Origin of the sequence: Streptomyces sp. CB02366, assembly GCF_001905905.1 — a bacterium.
Taxonomy (GTDB): Bacteria; Actinomycetota; Actinomycetes; order Streptomycetales; family Streptomycetaceae; genus Streptomyces.
This window is the reverse complement of sequence record NZ_LIVT01000013.1, coordinates 1-19,180: the sequence shown is the minus strand read 5'-3', so window position 1 is coordinate 19,180 and position 19,180 is coordinate 1. Positions and strand designations below refer to the sequence as shown.

Genomic DNA, 19,180 nt, shown 5'->3' with positions numbered 1-19,180 from the left:
GCGCCCCACGGGTGACGGCCGGACACACCTACCGTGTCCGGCCGCTCACCAAGGGGGGGACATGTCGACACGGTGCGTCCGTCCCGCCGCCGGTGCCGTAACCTCGAAGGCCGGAGCCCGCCGATCTCGGGACCTCGATCCACACCTTGGGGATGCACAGCGCATGACTGCGATTTCTCTCGGAATGCCGGCCGTTCCGACCAAGCTCGCCGACCGACGGGTCAGCCGACAGATCCAGGTCGGCTCGGTCGCGGTCGGCGGCGACGCGCCCGTGTCCGTGCAGTCGATGACGACGACGCGTACGTCGGACATCGGCGCCACGCTCCAGCAGATCGCCGAACTGACGGCGTCCGGCTGCCAGATCGTCCGGGTCGCCTGCCCGACGCAGGACGACGCCGACGCGCTGGCCACCATCGCCAAGAAGTCGCAGATCCCGGTGATCGCCGACATCCACTTCCAGCCGAAGTACGTCTTCGCCGCGATCGACGCGGGCTGCGCTGCCGTCCGGGTCAACCCCGGCAACATCAAGCAGTTCGACGACAAGGTCAAGGAGATCGCGAAGGCGGCCGGCGAGACCCGCACCCCGATCCGGATCGGCGTCAACGCCGGCTCCCTGGACGCGCGGCTCCTCAGGAAGTACGGCAAGGCCACCCCCGAGGCCCTGGTCGAGTCCGCCCTGTGGGAGGCGTCCCTCTTCGAGGAGCACGGCTTCGGCGACATCAAGATCTCGGTCAAGCACAACGACCCGGTCGTCATGGTCAACGCCTACCGCCAGCTCGCCGCCCAGAGCGACTACCCGCTGCACCTCGGCGTCACCGAGGCCGGCCCGGCGTTCCAGGGCACCATCAAGTCGGCCGTCGCGTTCGGCGCGCTGCTCTCCGAGGGCATCGGCGACACCATCCGCGTCTCCCTCTCGGCCCCGCCCGCCGAGGAGGTCAAGGTCGGCCTCCAGATCCTGGAGGCGCTGAACCTCAAGCAGCGCCGCCTGGAGATCGTCTCCTGCCCCTCCTGCGGCCGGGCCCAGGTCGACGTCTACAAGCTCGCCGACCAGGTCAGCGCCGGCCTGGAGGGCATGGAGGTCCCGCTCCGCGTCGCGGTCATGGGCTGCGTCGTCAACGGCCCCGGCGAGGCCCGCGAGGCCGACCTCGGCGTCGCCTCCGGCAACGGCAAGGGCCAGATCTTCGTGAAGGGCGAGGTCATCAAGACCGTCCCCGAGTCGAAGATCGTCGAGACCCTCATCGAAGAGGCCATGAAGATCGCCGAGCAGATGGAGAAGGACGGCATCCCGTCCGGCGAGCCCGAGGTCTCCATCAGCTGACCCGCGCCTCCACCCCGCCGCCCCGCCGGGCCCCGCGCCCGGCGGGGCGGCGGCGTACCCGTGCCGCCCGGCCGGACGGAGGCGTCCGCGCACGGCACGACGGGGCGGCGGTCTCCCGGCGGGCCGGTCCCCGGACTCGGGCGGCGTTCGAGAGCCTTCTCGGTTACAGTGCGGAAATCAGCAGACCGTATGGTGAGGCCCCCTCGTGTTGACGCAGACCACCACCCGGGTCCTCGAACCCAGCGACCTCGGCGCCGCACTCGCCATCCTGGAGAGCGAGCCCGTGGCCAACGCCTTCGTCACGTCCCGCGTGCAGGTCGCGGGACTCGACCCCTGGCGCCTCGGCGGCGAGATGTGGGGCTGGTACGCCGACGGCATGCTCCGCTCCCTGTGCTACTCCGGCGCCAACCTCGTCCCCATCTGCGCCGGTCCCGAAGCCGTCCGCGCCTTCGCCGACCGCGCCCGCCGCGCCGGCCGCCGCTGCTCCTCCATCGTCGGCCCCGCCGAGCCCACCACCCAGCTGTGGCGGCTCCTCGAACCGAGCTGGGGCCCCGCCCGCGAGGTCCGCGCCAACCAGCCCCTCATGGTCACCGAGAGCCTTTCCGCCGACATCACGCCCGACCCGCTCGTCCGCCGCATCCGCAAGGACGAGATGGAGGTCCTGATGCCGGCCTGCGTGGCGATGTTCACCGAGGAGGTCGGCGTCTCCCCGCTCGCCGGCGACGGCGGACTCCTCTACCAGGCCCGCGTCGCCGAACTCATCGGCTCCGGCCGCTCGTTCGCCCGCATCGACGACGGCAAGGTCGTCTTCAAGGCGGAGATCGGCGCGGCCACCCCCCAGGCATGCCAGATCCAGGGCGTCTGGGTCGCCCCCGAACACCGCGGCAGGGGCCTGTCGGAGGCCGGCATGGCAGCCGTTCTGCGCTACGCCCTGGCCGACGTCGCCCCCGTCGTCAGCCTGTACGTGAACGACTACAACACCCCCGCCCGCAAGGCGTACCACCGCGTCGGCTTCCGCGAGGTCGGCGCGTTCATGAGCGTCCTGTTCTGACGCCGTCCCGCCGCGACCCGCGACCCGCGAGCCGCCGGGCCCCGTTCCGGACGCGTCGGACGCCGACCGCCCCGCGCCGGGGCCTGCCCCGCCCCGCCGCGCCGCCCCGTCCGGTCCCCCCGGCCAGTAGGGTTCCGGCATGGCAGCCCCCGGAGAAGGCCCCGCACACCCCCGCGCCCGGATCGGCCCCGTCGACCTGGCCGCCCGCGTCGACGAAGCCCTGCACGTCCAGGCCGCGGCCTTCGGACTCAGGCAGGACGAGATCGACGTGCGCCGCCACATCGTCCTCAGGCACCTGGAGCACCCCCGCGCCCGCGCCCTCGGCGCCCTCGCACCGGACGGGCGGCTCGTCGGGTTCGTCTACGGGCTGCCCAACGACCGCGCCCAGTGGTGGTCCACCGTCGTCGAGCCCTACCTGCGGGCCACCGGCACCGACGACTGGCTCGACGACTCCTTCGTCATCACCGAACTCCACGTCCACCCCGACCACCAGCGGCACGGCCTCGGACGCTCCCTGATCACCGCCGTCACCGACGCCGTCGAGCAGCCCCGCTCGATCCTCTCCGCGATCGACAAGGACAGCCCGGCCCGCGCCCTGTACCGCTCCCTCGGCTACCGCGACCTCGCCGGCCGGGTCGTCTTCCCGAGCGCCCCGCAGCCGTACGCGGTCATGGGCGCGCCCCTCCCGCTGCTGCGCCCGGGGGGAATGGATTTCCGCCCGCCCGCGCCGCCCGGTTAACCTCGGGCTCACCACCCTTGCGAGCAGGAGTTCACCATGGCCCAGGTCCAGCGCATGTCCCGATTGATGGTCAAGACACTGCGCGACGACCCGGCGGACGCCGAGACGCTCAGCCACAAGCTGCTGGTCCGCGCCGGGTACGTGCGCCGCAACGCGGCCGGCATCTGGTCCTGGCTGCCGCTCGGCAAGAAGGTCCTGGACAACATCTCCCACGTCGTGCGCGAGGAGATGGACGCCATCGGCGCCCAGGAGGTCCTGCTGCCCGCCCTGCTGCCCAAGGAGCCCTACGAGGCGTCCGGCCGCTGGGAGGAGTACGGCGACCTGCTCTTCCGCCTCAAGGACCGCAAGGGCGGCGACTACCTCCTCGGCCCCACCCACGAGGAGATCTTCACCCAGACGGTCAAGGACCAGTGCACGTCCTACAAGGACCTGCCGGTGATGCTCTACCAGATCCAGACGAAGTACCGCGACGAGGCCCGCCCCCGCTCCGGTGTGCTGCGCGGCCGCGAGTTCCAGATGAAGGACTCGTACAGCTTCGACACCACCGACGAGGGCCTGGCGCACTCCTACGCCCTGCACCGGGCCGCGTACATCAAGATCTTCGAGCGGCTCGGCCTGGACCACCGCGTCGTCTCCGCCGTCTCCGGCGCGATGGGCGGCTCCGCCTCCGAGGAGTTCCTCGCCCCCGCCGCCGCCGGCGAGGACACCTTCGCGGACTGCCCGAACTGCGACTACGCCGCCAACACCGAGGCCGTGACCTTCGCGCTCGCCCCGGTCGACGGCTCGGCGCACGGCGCCGTCGAGGAGCTGGACACCCCCGACACCCCGACCATCGAGACGCTCGCCGCGCACCTGGGCGTCCCCGCCTCCGCCACCCTGAAGAACCTGCTGGTCAAGGTGGACGGCGAGATCGTCGCCGTGGGCGTCCCCGGCCACCGCGAGGTCGACCTCGGCAAGCTGGGCGAGCACCTGGCGCCCGCCGTCGTCGAGCTGGTCACCGCCGAGGACTTCGTCGGCCGCGACGACCTCGTACGCGGGTACGTCGGCCCCCAGGGCCTGGAGAAGGTCCGCTACCTCGCCGACCCCCGCGTCGCCCCCGGCACCTCCTGGATCACCGGGGCCAACCAGGAGGGCAAGCACGCGAAGAACGTCGTCGCCGGCCGTGACTTCGAGGTCGACGCGTACGTGGACGTCGTCGTGGTCGAGGAGGGCGACCCCTGCCCCGCGTGCGGCGCCGGCCTCACCCTGGACCGCGCCATCGAGATCGGCCACATCTTCCAGCTCGGCCGCAAGTACGCCGACACCTTCCAGCTCGACGTCCTCGGCCAGCAGGGCAAGCCCGTCCGGGTCACGATGGGCTCGTACGGCATCGGCGTCTCCCGCGCGGTGGCCGCCCTCGCCGAGCAGACCGCCGACGACAAGGGCCTGTGCTGGCCCCGCGAGGTCTCCCCGGCCGACGTCCACGTCGTCGCCGCGGGCAAGGCCCTCCAGACCGAGCTGGCCCTGGAGGTCTCGGAGAAGCTGGCCGAGGCGGGCCTGCGGGTCCTGGTCGACGACCGCCCCGGCGTCTCGCCCGGTGTGAAGTTCACCGACTCCGAGCTGATCGGCGTGCCCAAGATCCTGGTCGCCGGCCGCCGCTCCGGCGACGGCGTCCTGGAGCTGAAGGACCGCCGCACCGGCGAGCGCGAGGAGCTGACGGCGGACGAGGCGATCGCCCGCCTGACGGCCGATCTCACCTGATCGACCGCTGAGGAGGCCCCCGCGCGCACGTCGCGCGGGGGCCTCCTCGTACCGTCGGCGCGGTCGGCGCTCACAGCCAGCCCGCGAACTCCAGATTGACCTCGCCCATCTGCCGCCGCCCCTCGGCCAGTGCGCGGGTGCCCGACTCGACCGCCCGGAACAGCGTCCAGCCGTGCAGCCGCGCCTGGTCCACCTCCAGCGACTCCGCCAGCTTCTTGATCCGCCGCCGGGCCGTCACCGGACCGCCGGGCGAGGCGATCAGGTCCTCCACCCGGTCCCGCACCAGCCGGGCCAGGTCGTAGGCGCGTTCCCCGACCAAGGGCTCCGGACCCACCGTCAGCCACGGCGCCCGCTCCCCGGACAGCACCTTGCTCTGCCGGAAGTTGCCGTGCAGCAGCAGAAGCTCGGGCGGCCCCTCGACCAGCTCCGCGCGGGCCGCGAACGCCGCCTCCACCAGCGGGGCCAGCTCCGGATCGGCCTCGGCCGCCGTCCGCATCCCGGCGCTCTGCCGCCCGGTCCGCGCGGCCACCGTCTCGAAACCGTGCCCGGCGGGCGGCTCCACCCACAGCCGGCGCACCGTTCCCGCCGCCTCCAGCAGGGCCTTCGCCTCGGGCAGCGAACGCAGCGACACCTCCGGGTGCAGCCGCTCCAGCAGCAGCGGCCCGCTCGCTCCGGCCTCCGCCGCGCCGGACTCCGCCCCCTTCGGCCCGGGCGTGCCCGGCCCCGGCTCCTCGGACGCCCCGAGCCCCGGCGCGGCCAGCGTCTTCACCGCTCCCCAGCCGTTCCAGTGCTCCAGCGCCGCCCGCTCCAGATCGGGCCGGGCGACCGGCGGAGCGATCTTCAGCGCCGCCGGGGCCCCGTCCGCCCGCCGCACCAGCACCACCAGGGAGCTGCGCCCGCCGGGAGCGGCCACCCGCTCCGCGGTGAGGCCGTCCCCCGCGGCGAGCGCCCGCTCGGTCAACGCGGGGAGCCCGGCCAGCCAGTCGGCCGCCGCGGCGTCCCCGTACATCTCACCGAGTGCGCGCTCCAGGCGCGGTGGCGGTTCGAAGCCCATACGTCGTGTGTTCCCTTTCCGGTCCTTCGGATCAGCGCGGCCCGTCCGCGCCCGCCGCCTCCACCGGGGCCGTCGCGGCAGGGTCCGCGCCCGCGGCCCGCTCGGCGAGCCCCGGAAAGGCTACGTTGCCTCCCCGCCACCGGGCCGACCGCACCGCGGCCTCCCGCAACGCGCCCGCGGCCTCCTTGCGGCGCGGGCCCTCGCAGGCCCGCACGAGGTCGGCGTACGCCCCCGCGATCCGGTCCTCCAGCACCGCGGCCAGCCGTTCGGCCGACCCGGCGTCCGCGACGGCGAAGGGCAGAGCGTACGCGGCTGCCGCCGCCACCGGCCGGCCGCCCAGGTCGCGGACGGTGCGCGCCAGCGCGTCACGCCGCGAACGGTGTCCGTCGTACGCCGCGCGGGCCTCGGCGCCCCGCTTCCCGTCGAGGCGGCCGCCCAGCACCCCGTACCCGTACACCGCGGCGTGCTCGGCGGCCAGGGCCGCCTGGACGGCGGTCAGTTCGGGGGAAGCGGCGTCGTCCTCGGACGGCCGGACGGAACGGACGCTCATGCGGCCGCCTCCTCGGCCAGTCCGGTCAGCAGATACGCGTGCGCCGCCGCGGCCGCCGCCACCGAGGCCAGGAGCCGGGCCAGCTCCGGGCCGGCCTTCAGCAGGGCCTCGGCGTGCGCGTCGGCCCGGCGGCGCTCGGCCGTCGCCAACTCCTTGACCGCGGCCCCGGGGTCGGCCGCCACCGGGCCCGGCGGCGCGGGCGGGGAGCTCTTCGCGGACGCGCCCTCCGGTCCGTCCCGCCGCGGTGCGCCCTTCGCGCGGGGCGGCGCCAGCGCCTTCCCGTGCTCGGCCACCGCCGCCCTCAGGGGCGCCAGCCCCGCCGCCGTCGCCGGGTGCGCCTCGGCCACCAGGTCGTACCGGGCGAGCAGGAGGGCGCCGTCGCGCACCGCCTTCTCCCGCAGCGCCCGCTCGGCCCTCTCCGCTTCGGAGCGCGCGGGCCCCCCGCCCCCGGCCGCCTCGCCGTCGCCCCCGCAGCCGGTCAGCACCGCCCCCAGGGCGAGGGCCCCCGTCGCGGTGAGCGCCCCCCTGCGCGTCGTCCCCGTGCGCCGCACGTTTCTCCTTCGGCCCTGGACCGGTCCTGACAGGATCTGTCCTGATGTGATCACCGCACGTGAGCGTACCCGCGGCCGGCCGGTGGGCGGACGGCAACACCCCTGGCGACCGGATACCCTTTGACCTGACGCACGACGATCCCCACAACAGCACACGCGGCCGAGGAGTCACCCGGATGAGCACCACCCAGAGCGAGAGGCTGCGCGGGTTGCTGGAACCGCTCGTCAGCGCGCAGCAGCTGGACCTCGAGGAGATCGAGGTGTCCCGGGCCGGCCGCCGAGGAGTGCTGCGGATCATCGTGGACTCCGACGAGGGCGTGGAGCTGGACGCCTGCGCGGAGCTGAGCCGCGCGATCTCCCAGAAGCTGGACGAGACCGACGCGATGGGCGAGGGCGAGTACGTCCTCGAAGTCAGCTCCCCCGGCGCGGACCGCCCGCTGACCGAGCACCGCCACTACGTACGCGCCGTCGGCCGGCTGGCCAGGTTCCACCTGGCCGGCGACGGCTCCGGGGAGCTGGTCGCCCGCATCCTCGCCGTGGACGAGGACGGGCTCGACCTGGAGGTTCCCGGCGTCAAGGGCCGCAAGCCCACCGCCCGCCGCCTCGCCTTCGACGAGATCGCCAAGGCGCGCGTGGAGATCGAATTCAACCGCAAGGACAAGAAGGAAGAGGAGGCGTAGCCGTGGACATCGATGTGAAGCTTCTGAAGGGCTTGGCGCAGGACAAGGAGATCCCCTTCGAGGTGCTCGTCGGGGCGATCGAATCGGCCCTCCTCATCGCGTACCACCGCACCGACGGCAGCCACCGCCGGGCGCGCGTGGAGCTCGACGCGAACGGCCACGTCACGGTGTGGGCCAAGGAGGACCCGGCCGACCTCGAGGAGGGCCAGGAGCCCGAGGAGTTCGACGACACCCCCTCCGGCTTCGGCCGGATCGCCGCGACCACCGCCAAGCAGGTCATCCTGCAGCGGCTGCGCGACGCCGAGGACGACAAGACCTTCGGGGAGTACGCGGGCCACGAGGGCGACGTCGTCACGGGCGTCGTCCAGCAGGGCAAGGACCCCAAGAACGTCCTGGTCGACATCGGCAAGCTGGAGGCCATCCTCCCGGTCCAGGAGCAGGTCCCGGGCGAGCAGTACACCCACGGCCTGCGCCTGCGCACCTACGTCGTCCGGGTCGCCAAGGGCGTCCGAGGCCCCTCGGTCACCCTCTCGCGCACCCACCCGAGCCTGGTGAAGAAGCTCTTCGCGCTGGAGGTCCCGGAGATCGCGGACGGTTCGGTGGTCATCGAGGCCATCGCCCGCGAGGCCGGCCACCGCACCAAGATCGCCGTGCGCTCCACCCGCTCCGGCCTGAACCCCAAGGGCGCCTGCATCGGCCCGATGGGCAGCCGGGTGCGCAACGTGATGGCCGAGCTGCACGGTGAGAAGATCGACATCGTGGACTGGTCCGACGACCCGGCCGAGATGGTCGCCAACGCCCTCTCGCCCGCCCGGGTGAGCAAGGTGGAGGTCGTCGACCTCGGAGCCCGTTCCGCCCGGGTCACCGTGCCGGACTACCAGCTGTCGCTGGCGATCGGCAAGGAGGGGCAGAACGCCCGCCTCGCCGCCCGCCTCACCGGCTGGCGGATCGACATCCGGCCGGACACCGAGACGGACGAGCAGCGGGAGAACACCGACCGCGAGCGGGCCGAGCGCGCCCGGGAGCGCTCGGAAAGGCGTTGACCCGGAGCGGCTCCAGGGAATAGATCTGGAGTGCACGCCGCTGAGATCACGACAACATCCGTTCGATTTTTGCCCCAAAGCGGCGAGGTCGGTACGGGGAGGTAGACTTAACCGTGTCTGGCCGGACGCAAGCACGCGCTTGCCCCGAGCGCACCTGTGTGGGGTGCCGGGAGCGAGCGGCCAAGAGCGAGCTGCTGCGCATCGTGGTGGACGAGGGCGCCTGCGCCCCTGATCCACGCGGTACGCTGCCCGGCCGGGGTGCTTACGTGCACCCCGTCTCTGTCTGTCTCGACCTGGCGGTTCGCCGCCGGGCGTTCCCCCGGGCCTTCAAGGCCAAGGGGCCGTTCGACACCGCGGCTCTGACGCGGTTCGTTGAGCGGGCGACACCGGAAGAAACGTAAGAAATGAACGGCACGGGGCCCCGTGCGGTCAGGTACCTCGCGAGTTGGAAGTAGGTCGAGATTGCGATGAGCACTCGATGAGTACGCGATGAGTACGCCCATGAAGTAGCGACGGTCCGGCGGTAACCCGGACCTAAAAGGAGCGAAGTGGCTAAGGTCCGGGTATACGAACTCGCCAAGGAGTTCGGAGTGGAGAGCAAGGTCGTCATGGCCAAGCTCCAAGAACTCGGTGAGTTCGTCCGTTCGGCGTCCTCGACGATCGAGGCGCCGGTTGTACGCAAGTTGACCGACGCACTGCAGGGGCCCGGCGGCAACGCCGGCAAGTCCGCTGCGAAGCCGGGCGCGCCCCGCAAGGCGACGCCCGCCAAGCCCGCGGCGCCCTCCCCGGCCGCCGCGGCACGTCCCGCTGCCCCCAAGCCCGGCGCACCGGCCCCCAAGCCGGCCGCCGCCGAGGCCCCGAGCAGCACCCCGGCGGCGCCCTCGCCCTCGGCGGGCCCCCGTCCGGGCCCGAAGCCTGCCCCGAAGGCCCCGGTCACCCCGGTCCCGGCCGCCGAGTTCTCGGCCCCGGCACCGGAGCGCCCGGCAGCCCCGCAGCAGCCCCAGGCCCCGCGTCCCGCGGGCGCCACCCCCGGCCCCCGCCCCGCCCCGGCCCGTCCGGCCCAGGGCGGCGGCCAGCGTGACGGCGGTCAGCGCGACGCCGGTCAGCGTGACGGCGGCCAGCGCGGCGGCGACCGCCCCGCGCGTCCCGCCGGCCAGGGCGCACCGCGCCCCGGCGGCGCCCGTCCGGCCGGTCCCCGTCCGGGCAACAACCCCTTCACCTCCGGCGGTTCCACCGGCATGGCGCGCCCCTCGGCGCCCCGTCCCGGCGGCGCCCCGCGCCCCGGTGGCGGCTCGGAGCGCCCCGGCGCCCCGCGCCCGCAGGGCAGTGGCCCCGGCGGCGCCCCGCGCCCCCAGGGCGCCCAGGGTCAGGGCGGCGCCCGCCCCACCCCGGGCGGCATGCCCCGCCCGCAGGCTCCGCGTCCCGGCGGCGGTCCCGCCGGTAACCGTCCGAACCCGGGCATGATGCCGCAGCGTCCCGCTGCCGGCCCGCGTCCCGGTCCCGGCGGCGGTGGCCGCGGTCCCGGCGGCGCCGGCCGTCCCGGCGGCGCCGGTGGCGGTCGTCCCGGCGGTGGCGGCTTCGCGGGTCGTCCCGGTGGCGGCGGCGGCGGGTTCGCCGGCCGTCCGGCCGGTCCCGGCGGTGGCGGCGGCGGTGCCGGTCGTCCCGGTGGCGGCGGCGGCTTCGGCGGTCGTCCCGGCTTCGGTGGCCGTCCGGGTGGTCCCGGTGGCCGCGGTGGCACGCAGGGCGCCTTCGGCCGCCCCGGCGGTCCCGCGCGTCGCGGCCGCAAGTCGAAGCGGCAGAGGCGCCAGGAGTACGAGGCCATGCAGGCCCCGTCGGTCGGCGGCGTCATGCTGCCCCGCGGCAACGGACAGGCCGTCCGGCTGTCGCGCGGCGCCTCACTCACCGACTTCGCGGAGAAGATCAACGCCAACCCGGCGTCGCTCGTCGCCGTGATGATGAACCTCGGCGAGATGGTCACGGCCACGCAGTCCGTCTCCGACGACACGCTGCGCCTCCTGGCCGAGGAGATGAACTACGTCCTGGAGATCGTCAGCCCGGAGGAGGAGGACCGCGAGCTGCTCGAGTCCTTCGACATCGAGTTCGGCGAGGACGAGGGCGGCGAAGAGGCCCTGGTCTCCCGTCCGCCGGTCGTGACCGTCATGGGTCACGTCGACCACGGTAAGACCCGACTCCTGGACGCGATCCGCAAGACCAACGTGGTCGCGGGCGAGGCCGGCGGCATCACCCAGCACATCGGCGCCTACCAGGTCACGACGGACGTCAACGACGAAGAGCGCAGGATCACCTTCATCGACACCCCGGGCCACGAGGCGTTCACCGCCATGCGTGCCCGTGGTGCGAAGTCGACCGACATCGCGATCCTCGTGGTGGCGGCCAACGACGGTGTGATGCCCCAGACGATCGAGGCGCTGAACCACGCCAAGGCGGCCGAGGTGCCGATCGTGGTCGCGGTCAACAAGATCGACGTCGAGGGCGCCGACCCGACCAAGGTGCGCGGTCAGCTCACCGAGTTCGGTCTGGTGGCCGAGGAGTACGGCGGCGACACCATGTTCGTCGACATCTCCGCCAAGCAGGGCCTCAACATCGAGGCGCTTCTGGAGGCCGTCGTCCTCACCGCCGACGCCTCGCTCGACCTGCGGGCCAACCCCGACCAGGACGCGCAGGGCATCGCCATCGAGTCCCACCTCGACCGTGGTCGCGGTGCCGTCTCGACGGTCCTGGTCCAGCGCGGAACGCTGCGCATCGGCGACACGATGGTCGTGGGCGACGCCTACGGCCGGGTCCGCGCCATGCTCGACGACACCGGTCAGAACGTCCAGGAAGCGGGTCCCTCGACCCCCGTCCTGGTGCTCGGTCTCACCAACGTCCCGGGCGCCGGCGACAACTTCCTGGTCGTCGACGAGGACCGCACGGCCCGTCAGATCGCCGAGAAGCGCGCCGCCCGTGAGCGCAACGCCAACTTCGCCCGCAAGGGCGTCCGGTTCTCCCTGGAGAACCTGGACGAGGCGCTCAAGGCCGGACTGGTCCAGGAACTCAACCTCATCATCAAGGGCGACGCGTCCGGTTCGGTCGAGGCTCTCGAGTCCTCGCTGCTCCAGCTCGACGTCGGCGAAGAGGTCGACATCCGGGTCCTGCACCGCGGTGTGGGTGCGGTCACCGAGTCGGACATCAACCTGGCGACGGGTTCCGACGCCATCGTGATCGGCTTCAACGTGCGCGCCGCGGGGCGTGCCGAGCAGATGGCCGAGCGCGAGGGCGTGGACGTCCGGTACTACTCGGTCATCTACCAGGCGATCGAGGAGATCGAAGCGGCCCTCAAGGGCATGCTCAAGCCGGAGTACGAAGAGGTCGAGCTCGGCACGGCGGAGATCCGCGAGATCTTCCGCTCGTCCAAGCTGGGCAACATCGCCGGTGTGCTGGTCCGCTCCGGCGAGGTCAAGCGCAACACCAAGGCGCGCCTGCTGCGCGATGGCAAGGTCATCGCGGAGAACCTCAACATCTCCGGTCTGCGCCGCTTCAAGGACGACGTCACCGAGATCCGCGAAGGCTTCGAGGGCGGTATCAACCTCGGAAACTTCAACGACATCAAGATCGACGACGTCATCGCGACGTACGAGATGCGCGAGAAGCCGCGAGGCTGATCCACCTCGGGTCCGCGAGGATCCGCAGGGAAGTCGGAAGGGTGCCGGGAGTCCGCTCCCGGCCCCCCTCCACCACGGTCGGGGCCGGTCGACGGGTCGTATTTCCGTCGATCGGCTCCGGCCGTTCCGGTACGGTTCTGATGTCCCCGGCAAGCTCTGGCGGGGCACGAACCCGAACCGGCGGGACATCCGGACACACATGTATGTGGGGACCTTGTCCTTCGATCTGCTCCTCGGCGACGTACGGTCGTTGAAGGAGAAGCGTTCCGTCGTCCGCCCGATCGTCGCCGAGCTCCAGCGCAAGTACGCGGTGAGCGCGGCCGAGACCGGCGGGCAGAATCTCCACCGCAGGGCCGAGATCGGCCTTGCCGTGGTCTCCGGTGACACCGGACACCTCACGGACGTGCTGGACCGCTGCGAGCGGCTGGTCGCGGCGCGCCCCGAGGTGGAGCTGCTGTCGGTGAGACGGCGGCTGCACAGTGACGAAGACTGACACGTGACGAAGACTGACAGTCGAGCGAAACCAGAAGGAAGAGTGACGGACCGGTGACCGACAACGCGCGGGCCCGCAAGCTGGCCGATCGCATCCAGGTCGTGGTCGCGGAGACCCTGGACCGGCGAATCAAGGATCCGCGGCTGGGATTCGTGACGATCACGGACGCCCGGGTCACCGGGGACCTGCGGGAGGCCACGGTCTTCTACACGGTCTACGGCGACGACGAGGAGCGCGCGGCCTCCGCCGCGGCGCTGGAGAGCGCCAAGGGCGTCCTCCGCTCCGAGGTCGGGCGGCAGACCGGGGTCCGGTTCACACCGACCCTGGCCTTCGTGCCGGACGCCCTCCCGGACAACGCCCGCACCATCGAGGACCTCCTCGACAAGGCGCGGGCCAAGGACGCGGAGGTGCGCCAGGTGTCCACGGGCGCCACGTACGCCGGCGAGGCCGACCCGTACCGCAAGCCCGAGGACGAGGACGACGAGGCGGAGACCCCCGGCTCGACCGACGAGAACGAGGGCCCCGCCTCCGCATGACCGAGCAGACCACCACGCCGGACGGCCTTGTCATCGTCGACAAGCCGTCCGGCTTCACTTCGCACGACGTCGTCGCCAAGATGCGCGGCATCGCCCGCACGCGACGCGTCGGCCACGCCGGCACGTTGGACCCGATGGCGACCGGCGTCCTCGTGCTCGGCGTCCAGCGCGCCACCAAACTGCTGGGCCACCTCGCCCTGACCGAGAAGGAGTACCTCGGCACGATCCGCCTCGGCCAGGACACGGTCACCGACGACGCCGAGGGCGAGATCACCTCGTCCACCGACGCCTCCGGTGTGACCCGCGAAGGCATCGATGCCGGGGTGGCCGCGCTGACCGGCGCGATCATGCAGGTGCCGTCCAAGGTCAGCGCCATCAAGATCGACGGCAAGCGGTCCTACGCGCGGGTGCGCGGGGGCGAGGAGTTCGAGATCCCGGCCCGTCCGGTGACCGTCTCCTCCTTCCGCGTCTACGACGTCCGCGAGGCCGTCGCCGAGGACGGAACCCCCGTGCTCGACCTGGTCGTCTCCGTCGTCTGCTCCTCGGGGACGTACATCCGCGCCCTCGCCCGCGACCTCGGCGCCGGACTCGGCGTCGGCGGCCACCTGACCGCGCTGCGCCGCACCCGGGTCGGCCCGTACGGGCTGGACGCGGCCCGGACGCTCGACCAGCACCAGGAGGAGCTGGCCGTGATGCCGATCGCCCGGGCTGCCGACGCGGCCTTCCCCCGCTGGGACGTGGACGACAGGCGCGCCAAGCTGCTCCTCAACGGCGTACGGCTGGACATGCCCGCCCACCCGCCCGGGCCGGTCGCGGTCTTCGGGCCGGACGGCGCGTTCCTCGTGCTCGTCGAGGAGGAGAAGGGCAAGGCCAAGAGCCTCGCCGTCTTCGCCTGAGCCGGGGTCGCACGACCGGCCTCCTCTCCTGCGTGGAGCGGGCGCCCCTGCCCCCACCCGGTGCCCGCTCCACGTTCCCCTCCCCGGCACCATTCCTGCTCCCCGGGGGACACGCTTATTCACCCCAACGGACGGGCGCTCGGAGTGAACGCCGGGGGCGTGGGGGGCGCTTTCCCCGTCCGCGCGCTCCGTGGGACCACCGGCGGCCTACCGTCGACCCATGGGCAGTGGGGACCGGTCGAAACTGGTGAGCATCTGTGATCAGGCCGGCCGGCCGCGCGGGACGGGGTTCGTCGCGGACGACCGCGGCACCGTCGTCACCGCCCACCAGGCCGTCACCTCCCCGGGCCCCCTCCTCCTCCGCGGAACCGACGACCGCACCTGTTCCATCGCCCCCGAGGACATCACCGCGCTGCCCGCCCTCGGCCTCGCCCTGCTGCGCACCGGCGGCCCCGACGCCCTGGGCGCGGAGCCCCTGCCCATCGCCGGGCGGGACCGCCCCGAACCCGGCGGCTACGTGGACATCGCCGCCCACGGACGGCGTGAGGCCCGGGTCCTCGGCACCACCCCGGCCACCTACACCGCCCCGGACGGCGCCGGCCACCCGGTCCCCGCCGCCCTGGAGCTGGCCCTCGGCACCGACGGCCGCGACGCCCTGCGCTCGGGAGGCGCGGCCATCGGCGGCCCCGTCACCGACCCGGCCACCGGCGCGGTCCTCGGCGTCCTGTGCACCGCCCTCACCGCCGGGCACCAGGCGGCCGGACTCGCCCTGCCGATCGCCCGGGGCGCGGACGACGCGCTCGACGCCCTGCTGCGGCGCAACGCCGCCGTCGCCCCCTGCTACGGCCCCCACCTCAACCTCGCCGGAGCCCTCCAGCTCACCGCCACATCGGTCGGCTCGGCGGACGGCCCCAAGCCCCGTATCGCGCCGGTCGAGCGGGAGGAGGTCCACGCCGAGCTGGCCGCGTTCGCCTCCGGTACGGCCCCGGTCCTCGGCCTCGTCGGCGCTCCCGGCACGGGCCGCACCACCGAACTGGCCGCCCTCGCCGCCCGCCGCGCGGACGGCGGCGCGCCCGCCCCCACGCTCTGGCTGCGCGGGGCGGACCTGCTGGCCGACGACGTCTCGATCGCGGACGCGGCACAGCGGGCGCTCGTCCGCTCCGGCCGGATCGTCACCGCCGGGGGCGCCCGCGGCGACATGGGCACGGCCACCCCCGAGCGCGTCGCCCGGCTCGCCGCCGAGGCCGGGCACCCGCTCCTGGTGGTCCTGGACGGCCCCGAGGAGATGCCGCCGCTGCTGGCCCACCGGCTCCCCGAGTGGACGGCCGCCACCGCCGCCTGGCTGCGCGAGCGGGGCGTCCGGCTCGTCGTCGCCTGCCGCCCCGAGCACTGGGAGACCGCGGGCGGCCTCTACCCGCCGGGAGCCCTGCACCGCCCGCGCCGTCCCGCCCGCCGGCTGCCGCCCGCCCTGCGCCTGGGCGACCTCACCCCCGAGCAGGCGGAGCGCGCCAAGGAGGCGTACGGCATCCCGCCCACCGCCCTGGCCCCCGGCCACGACCGCCACCCGCTCACCCTGCGCCTCCTCGCCGAGGTCCGCGCCGCCCTGCCGCCCGGGGTGCCGGGCCGCCCGGACACCGAGGACGTCTTCGGCGCCCACCTGGACCTGCTGTGCGTGCGCGCCGCGGTCCGCATCGCGGCCGCCGCCGACGAACAGCCGCGGGGCGCGGACGTGCGCCGGCTGGCCGCCCGGGTGGCGGGCCAGGTCCACGAGGCGGCCCGCCGCTGCCTGGGCCCCGGCCAGGGCGAGCTGGACCGGGCGGCGTTCGAGGAGGTCTTCCCCTGGCGTACCGGGTGGGCCTCCGCCGTGCTGACCGAGGGCCTGCTCGTCCCCGCCGGGACCGGCTACCGCTTCGCCCACGAGGAACTGGGCGACTGGGTGCAAGGCGCCCATCTCGACCTGGACGCGGCCCTGCGCTCCCTGGTGCACCGCTGGCACCGGGGGAGCGCCGAGCGGGACCGGGCGACCCCCCGTCCCCACGACGCGGGCGACCCCCGCAGCCTGCCCGTGCCCCGGCACCGCATCGGACCGGTGATCCAGGCGATGGTGCTCCTCGGCCGCCGCCAGGGGGCCGCAGCCCTCGCGCACCGGATGGCCGACCTCATCGAGGCCCTGGACCGGCTGAGGAGCGAGGGGGGCCCGCAGGACGAGGACGCCGCCTGGTGGGCGGCCCATCTCCTGGGCGGCAGCCTGCTCCGGGTCGCCGACGCCCGCCCGTACCTGGGCGTCCTGCGGGTCCTCGCCGGACGCATCACGCGCTGCTCCGCCGCCCGCGGCGGACCGGGAGGCCTCGGGGCGTACGGAGAGTTCGGCCCCTGGTTCTGGCGGCGGCTGCGGCTGCCCGAGGAGGACCGGATCGACCTGCTCCGCCGCCTCGTGCCCGTCGACGGACTGCCCCGCACCGACGGCGACGAACGCTATCTGGACGCCGTCGCCCACCGGCTCGCCCTCGACGCCCCCGCCGTGCAGCCGCTGCTGTGCCGCTGGTTCACCGACGAACGCCCGCTGCTCGCGGGCCCCGACGCACCGGACGTACCGCAGCCCCCCACGGTCGCCGCCGCGGCCCAGACCCTCCTGTACGCCCGCCGCGGCCTCGCCCTCGACGAGCTGGCCGACGCACTGATCGCCACCCCGCACCAGCGGGCCGGGGAGCTGCTCGCCGCGCTCGCGGACGGTGAACCCACCGCACTCTGCCGGGCCGTCGAGCGCTGGGCCCGCGACGAGGACCGCCCGGCCCGCCGATCCGCCGCCGCCCGCTACGCCGGGCTCCTCCACCGGCACGTCACCGCCGAGGACGACCGGGCCCTGCTGCGCGGCGCCGCCGAGATCCTGCTGGGGCGTGCGGAGGACGCCGAGCTCCACGCCGCCGCCCGCGCCCTGCTCGTCCGCGACCCGAAGTCCCGGGGCCGCCACCTCCCCGACACCCTGCGCGCGTTCGCCACCGGAGACCCCCGCCTCCCCGTCGAACTCCTCGCCGAGGTGTTCCCGGCCCACCCGGAGCCCGTCCTCGCCGCCCTCCGCGCCCGCCTCGCCCACCCCGGCGAGGGCGGGGCGGCGGTGCTGCGGGCCCTCGCCGGGCTCGACACGCCCGCGCTCGCGCTGCACGTCGCCGGACTGGTACGGGAGTACATCGACGCCCACCCCGACGACGGCGTGCACGTCGCCGAGTACGTCGACCTCCGGCTGGAGCATGGCCCGGCGGCCCGCGCCCTGCTGCTGCCGCTGGTGACCGGCCTGCTGCGCGACCGCCCCGCGCCGCCTCCGGTCCGCGCCGAGCTGGCCCGGGTGCTCGCCGGGCCCGGAAGCCCGGACTCCCGGCCGCTGCGGGCCGAACTGCTGGAGGTCCTGCTGGAGTTCGAGCAGACCACCGGCCGGGATCCGGACGTGCTGGAGGCCCTGCTCCGGGCCGCCGCCGCCGGTTCGCCGCGCCGCCCGGAGGCCCGTACGCGCGCCCTCGTCCACCGCACCGGGATGCTGCTGGTCCGCACCCCCGAGGGCGCCGCCCGCTTCGACCGGGGGCTGGTCGACAGCGCCCGTGACGTGCCCGGTTTCGCCGCCCTCATCAGCCGCTGGCTGGCCGACGCCCCCGAGGAGTGGGCGGCGGTGGTCGGCCCGGGCGCCCGCCGGGCGCTCGCCTCGTCGCAGACGTCACGTCCGCCGATCCCGATGCCGATGCAGGCGGCGGGACGTGAGCATGGCAGTCTTAGACCTGCGTAATCGACTAACGACACGTACACGGGTTCGGGCGAGGAGCGGTCACAGTGCAGCGCTGGCGTGGCTTGGAGGACATCCCCCAGGACTGGGGACGCAGCGTCGTCACCATCGGCTCCTACGACGGTGTGCACCGCGGACACCAGCTGATCATCGGACGGGCCGTCGAGCGCGCCCGTGAGCTGGGCATCCCGTCCGTCGTCGTCACCTTCGACCCGCACCCCAGCGAGGTCGTCCGCCCCGGCAGCCACCCCCCGCTGCTCGCCCCGCACCACCGGCGCGCCGAGCTGATGGCGGAGCTGGGCGTGGACGCGGTGCTGATCCTGCCGTTCACCGCCGAGTTCTCCAAGCTGGCGCCCGCCGACTTCATCGCGAAGGTCCTCGTCGACCGGCTCCACGCGAAGGCCGTCATCGAGGGCCCCAACTTCCGCTTCGGCCACAAGGCCGCCGGCGACGTCGGGCTGCTGACCGAGCTGGGCGCCACCTACGACTACACCGTCGAGGTCATCGACCTGTACGTCACCGGAGAGGCGGGTGGCGGACTGCCGTTCTCCTCCACGCTGACCCGCCGATTGATCGCGGAGGGCGACGTCACCGGGGCCGCCGAGATCCTGGGCCGCCCGCACCGGGTGGAGGGCATCGTGGTGCGAGGGGCCCAGCGCGGTCGCGAGCTCGGCTTCCCCACGGCCAACGTCGAGACCCTGCCGCACACCGCGATCCCCGCCGACGGCGTCTACGCCGGCTGGCTGGAGGTGGACGGCGAGTCGATGCCCGCCGCGATCTCGGTCGGCACGAACCCGCAGTTCGACGGCACCGAACGGACCGTCGAGGCGTACGCCATCGACCGGGTCGACCTGGACCTGTACGGGCTGCACGTGGCCATCGACTTCCTCGCGTACGTACGCGGCATGCTGAAGTTCGACTCGATCGACGATCTCCTCGTCGCGATGGCGGCCGACGTGAAGCGCTGCGGCGAGCTGACCGCCGCCTACGACCGGATGCGGGACATCAGCGCGACCCGGTCGCCGAACCGCACACCGTGGGCGATCAGGCCCCGGGCCAGGGCCAGCACCTGGTCGCGGAACTCCCCGGAGGTCA

The 19,180-nt window shown here is 74.0% G+C and carries 15 protein-coding genes and 1 pseudogene; 13 read left to right on the top strand and 3 right to left on the bottom strand.

Annotation, left to right across the window (positions count from 1 at the left end; genetic code table 11):
* Positions 1-163: 163 nt before the first annotated feature.
* The 4 genes from ispG to AMK24_RS26835 all read left to right on the top strand — a co-directional run bounded on the left by ispG (position 164) and on the right by AMK24_RS26835 (position 4,848).
* Positions 164-1,318, top strand: coding sequence for a flavodoxin-dependent (E)-4-hydroxy-3-methylbut-2-enyl-diphosphate synthase (ispG, locus tag AMK24_RS26850; RefSeq protein ID WP_073771482.1), 1,155 nt, complete (start codon positions 164-166; stop codon positions 1,316-1,318).
* A 205-nt stretch (positions 1,319-1,523) separates the two neighbouring features.
* On the top strand, positions 1,524-2,369 hold the full coding sequence (locus AMK24_RS26845; RefSeq protein ID WP_073771481.1) for a GNAT family N-acetyltransferase: 846 nt from the start codon (positions 1,524-1,526) through the stop codon (positions 2,367-2,369).
* A 139-nt stretch (positions 2,370-2,508) separates the two neighbouring features.
* Positions 2,509-3,108 carry a GNAT family N-acetyltransferase gene (locus tag AMK24_RS26840; RefSeq protein WP_073771480.1) on the top strand — a complete coding sequence of 200 codons (600 nt, stop codon included), beginning with the start codon at positions 2,509-2,511 and terminating at the stop codon, positions 3,106-3,108.
* Positions 3,109-3,144: 36 nt separating this feature from the next.
* Positions 3,145-4,848, top strand: a complete 1,704-nt coding sequence (locus AMK24_RS26835; protein ID WP_073771479.1) for a proline--tRNA ligase — start codon at positions 3,145-3,147, stop codon at positions 4,846-4,848.
* A 70-nt stretch (positions 4,849-4,918) separates the two neighbouring features.
* On the opposite strand, the gene AMK24_RS26830 is transcribed toward AMK24_RS26835, so the two are convergent.
* The 3 genes from AMK24_RS26830 to AMK24_RS26820 are packed head-to-tail and all read right to left on the bottom strand — an operon-like array spanning position 4,919 to position 7,003.
* Entirely contained in the window at positions 4,919-5,902 is a 984-nt protein-coding gene (locus AMK24_RS26830; protein ID WP_073771478.1) for an aminoglycoside phosphotransferase family protein, read from the bottom strand.
* Between the two features lie 31 nt (positions 5,903-5,933).
* Positions 5,934-6,452 carry a ferritin-like domain-containing protein gene (locus tag AMK24_RS26825; protein ID WP_073771477.1) on the bottom strand — a complete coding sequence of 173 codons (519 nt, stop codon included), beginning with the start codon at positions 6,450-6,452 and terminating at the stop codon, positions 5,934-5,936.
* Complete coding sequence (locus AMK24_RS26820) at positions 6,449-7,003, bottom strand: hypothetical protein (protein ID WP_073771476.1); 555 nt, start codon at positions 7,001-7,003, stop codon at positions 6,449-6,451. The genes AMK24_RS26825 and AMK24_RS26820 overlap by 4 nt, the downstream gene beginning before the upstream one ends.
* 176 nt (positions 7,004-7,179) lie before the next feature.
* On the opposite strand from AMK24_RS26820, the gene rimP reads away from it, so the two are divergent.
* The 9 genes and pseudogenes from rimP to AMK24_RS26775 form a co-directional block, all read left to right on the top strand.
* On the top strand, positions 7,180-7,683 hold the full coding sequence (gene rimP / locus AMK24_RS26815) for a ribosome maturation factor RimP (protein ID WP_073771475.1): 504 nt from the start codon (positions 7,180-7,182) through the stop codon (positions 7,681-7,683).
* A gap of 2 nt (positions 7,684-7,685) precedes the next feature.
* Positions 7,686-8,726 (top strand): transcription termination factor NusA, encoded by a 1,041-nt coding sequence (nusA, locus tag AMK24_RS26810; RefSeq protein ID WP_073771474.1) that lies wholly within the window; start codon positions 7,686-7,688, stop codon positions 8,724-8,726.
* Positions 8,727-8,839: 113 nt separating this feature from the next.
* Positions 8,840-9,127, top strand: a complete 288-nt coding sequence (locus tag AMK24_RS26805; protein ID WP_199876509.1) for a YlxR family protein — start codon at positions 8,840-8,842, stop codon at positions 9,125-9,127.
* 147 nt (positions 9,128-9,274) lie between these two features.
* On the top strand, positions 9,275-12,388 hold the full coding sequence (infB, locus tag AMK24_RS26800) for a translation initiation factor IF-2 (protein WP_073771472.1): 3,114 nt from the start codon (positions 9,275-9,277) through the stop codon (positions 12,386-12,388).
* Between the two features lie 199 nt (positions 12,389-12,587).
* Positions 12,588-12,881 carry a DUF503 domain-containing protein gene (locus AMK24_RS26795; protein WP_073771471.1) on the top strand — a complete coding sequence of 98 codons (294 nt, stop codon included), beginning with the start codon at positions 12,588-12,590 and terminating at the stop codon, positions 12,879-12,881.
* 53 nt (positions 12,882-12,934) lie between these two features.
* The gene (gene rbfA, locus AMK24_RS26790) at positions 12,935-13,417 is read left to right on the top strand and encodes a 30S ribosome-binding factor RbfA (protein WP_073771470.1); all 483 of its coding nucleotides are present in this window, start codon (positions 12,935-12,937) and stop codon (positions 13,415-13,417) included.
* Positions 13,414-14,313 (top strand): tRNA pseudouridine(55) synthase TruB, encoded by a 900-nt coding sequence (truB, locus tag AMK24_RS26785; protein ID WP_073771469.1) that lies wholly within the window; start codon positions 13,414-13,416, stop codon positions 14,311-14,313. The genes rbfA and truB overlap by 4 nt, the downstream gene beginning before the upstream one ends.
* 220 nt (positions 14,314-14,533) lie before the next feature.
* Positions 14,534-18,088: a trypsin-like peptidase domain-containing protein gene (locus AMK24_RS26780; protein ID WP_073771468.1), complete on the top strand. Its 3,555-nt coding sequence runs from the start codon at positions 14,534-14,536 to the stop codon at positions 18,086-18,088.
* 44 nt (positions 18,089-18,132) lie between these two features.
* Positions 18,133-19,080 (top strand): annotated as a pseudogene (locus AMK24_RS26775) (bifunctional riboflavin kinase/FAD synthetase); the annotation flags it as partial.
* Positions 19,081-19,180: the final 100 nt, after the last annotated feature.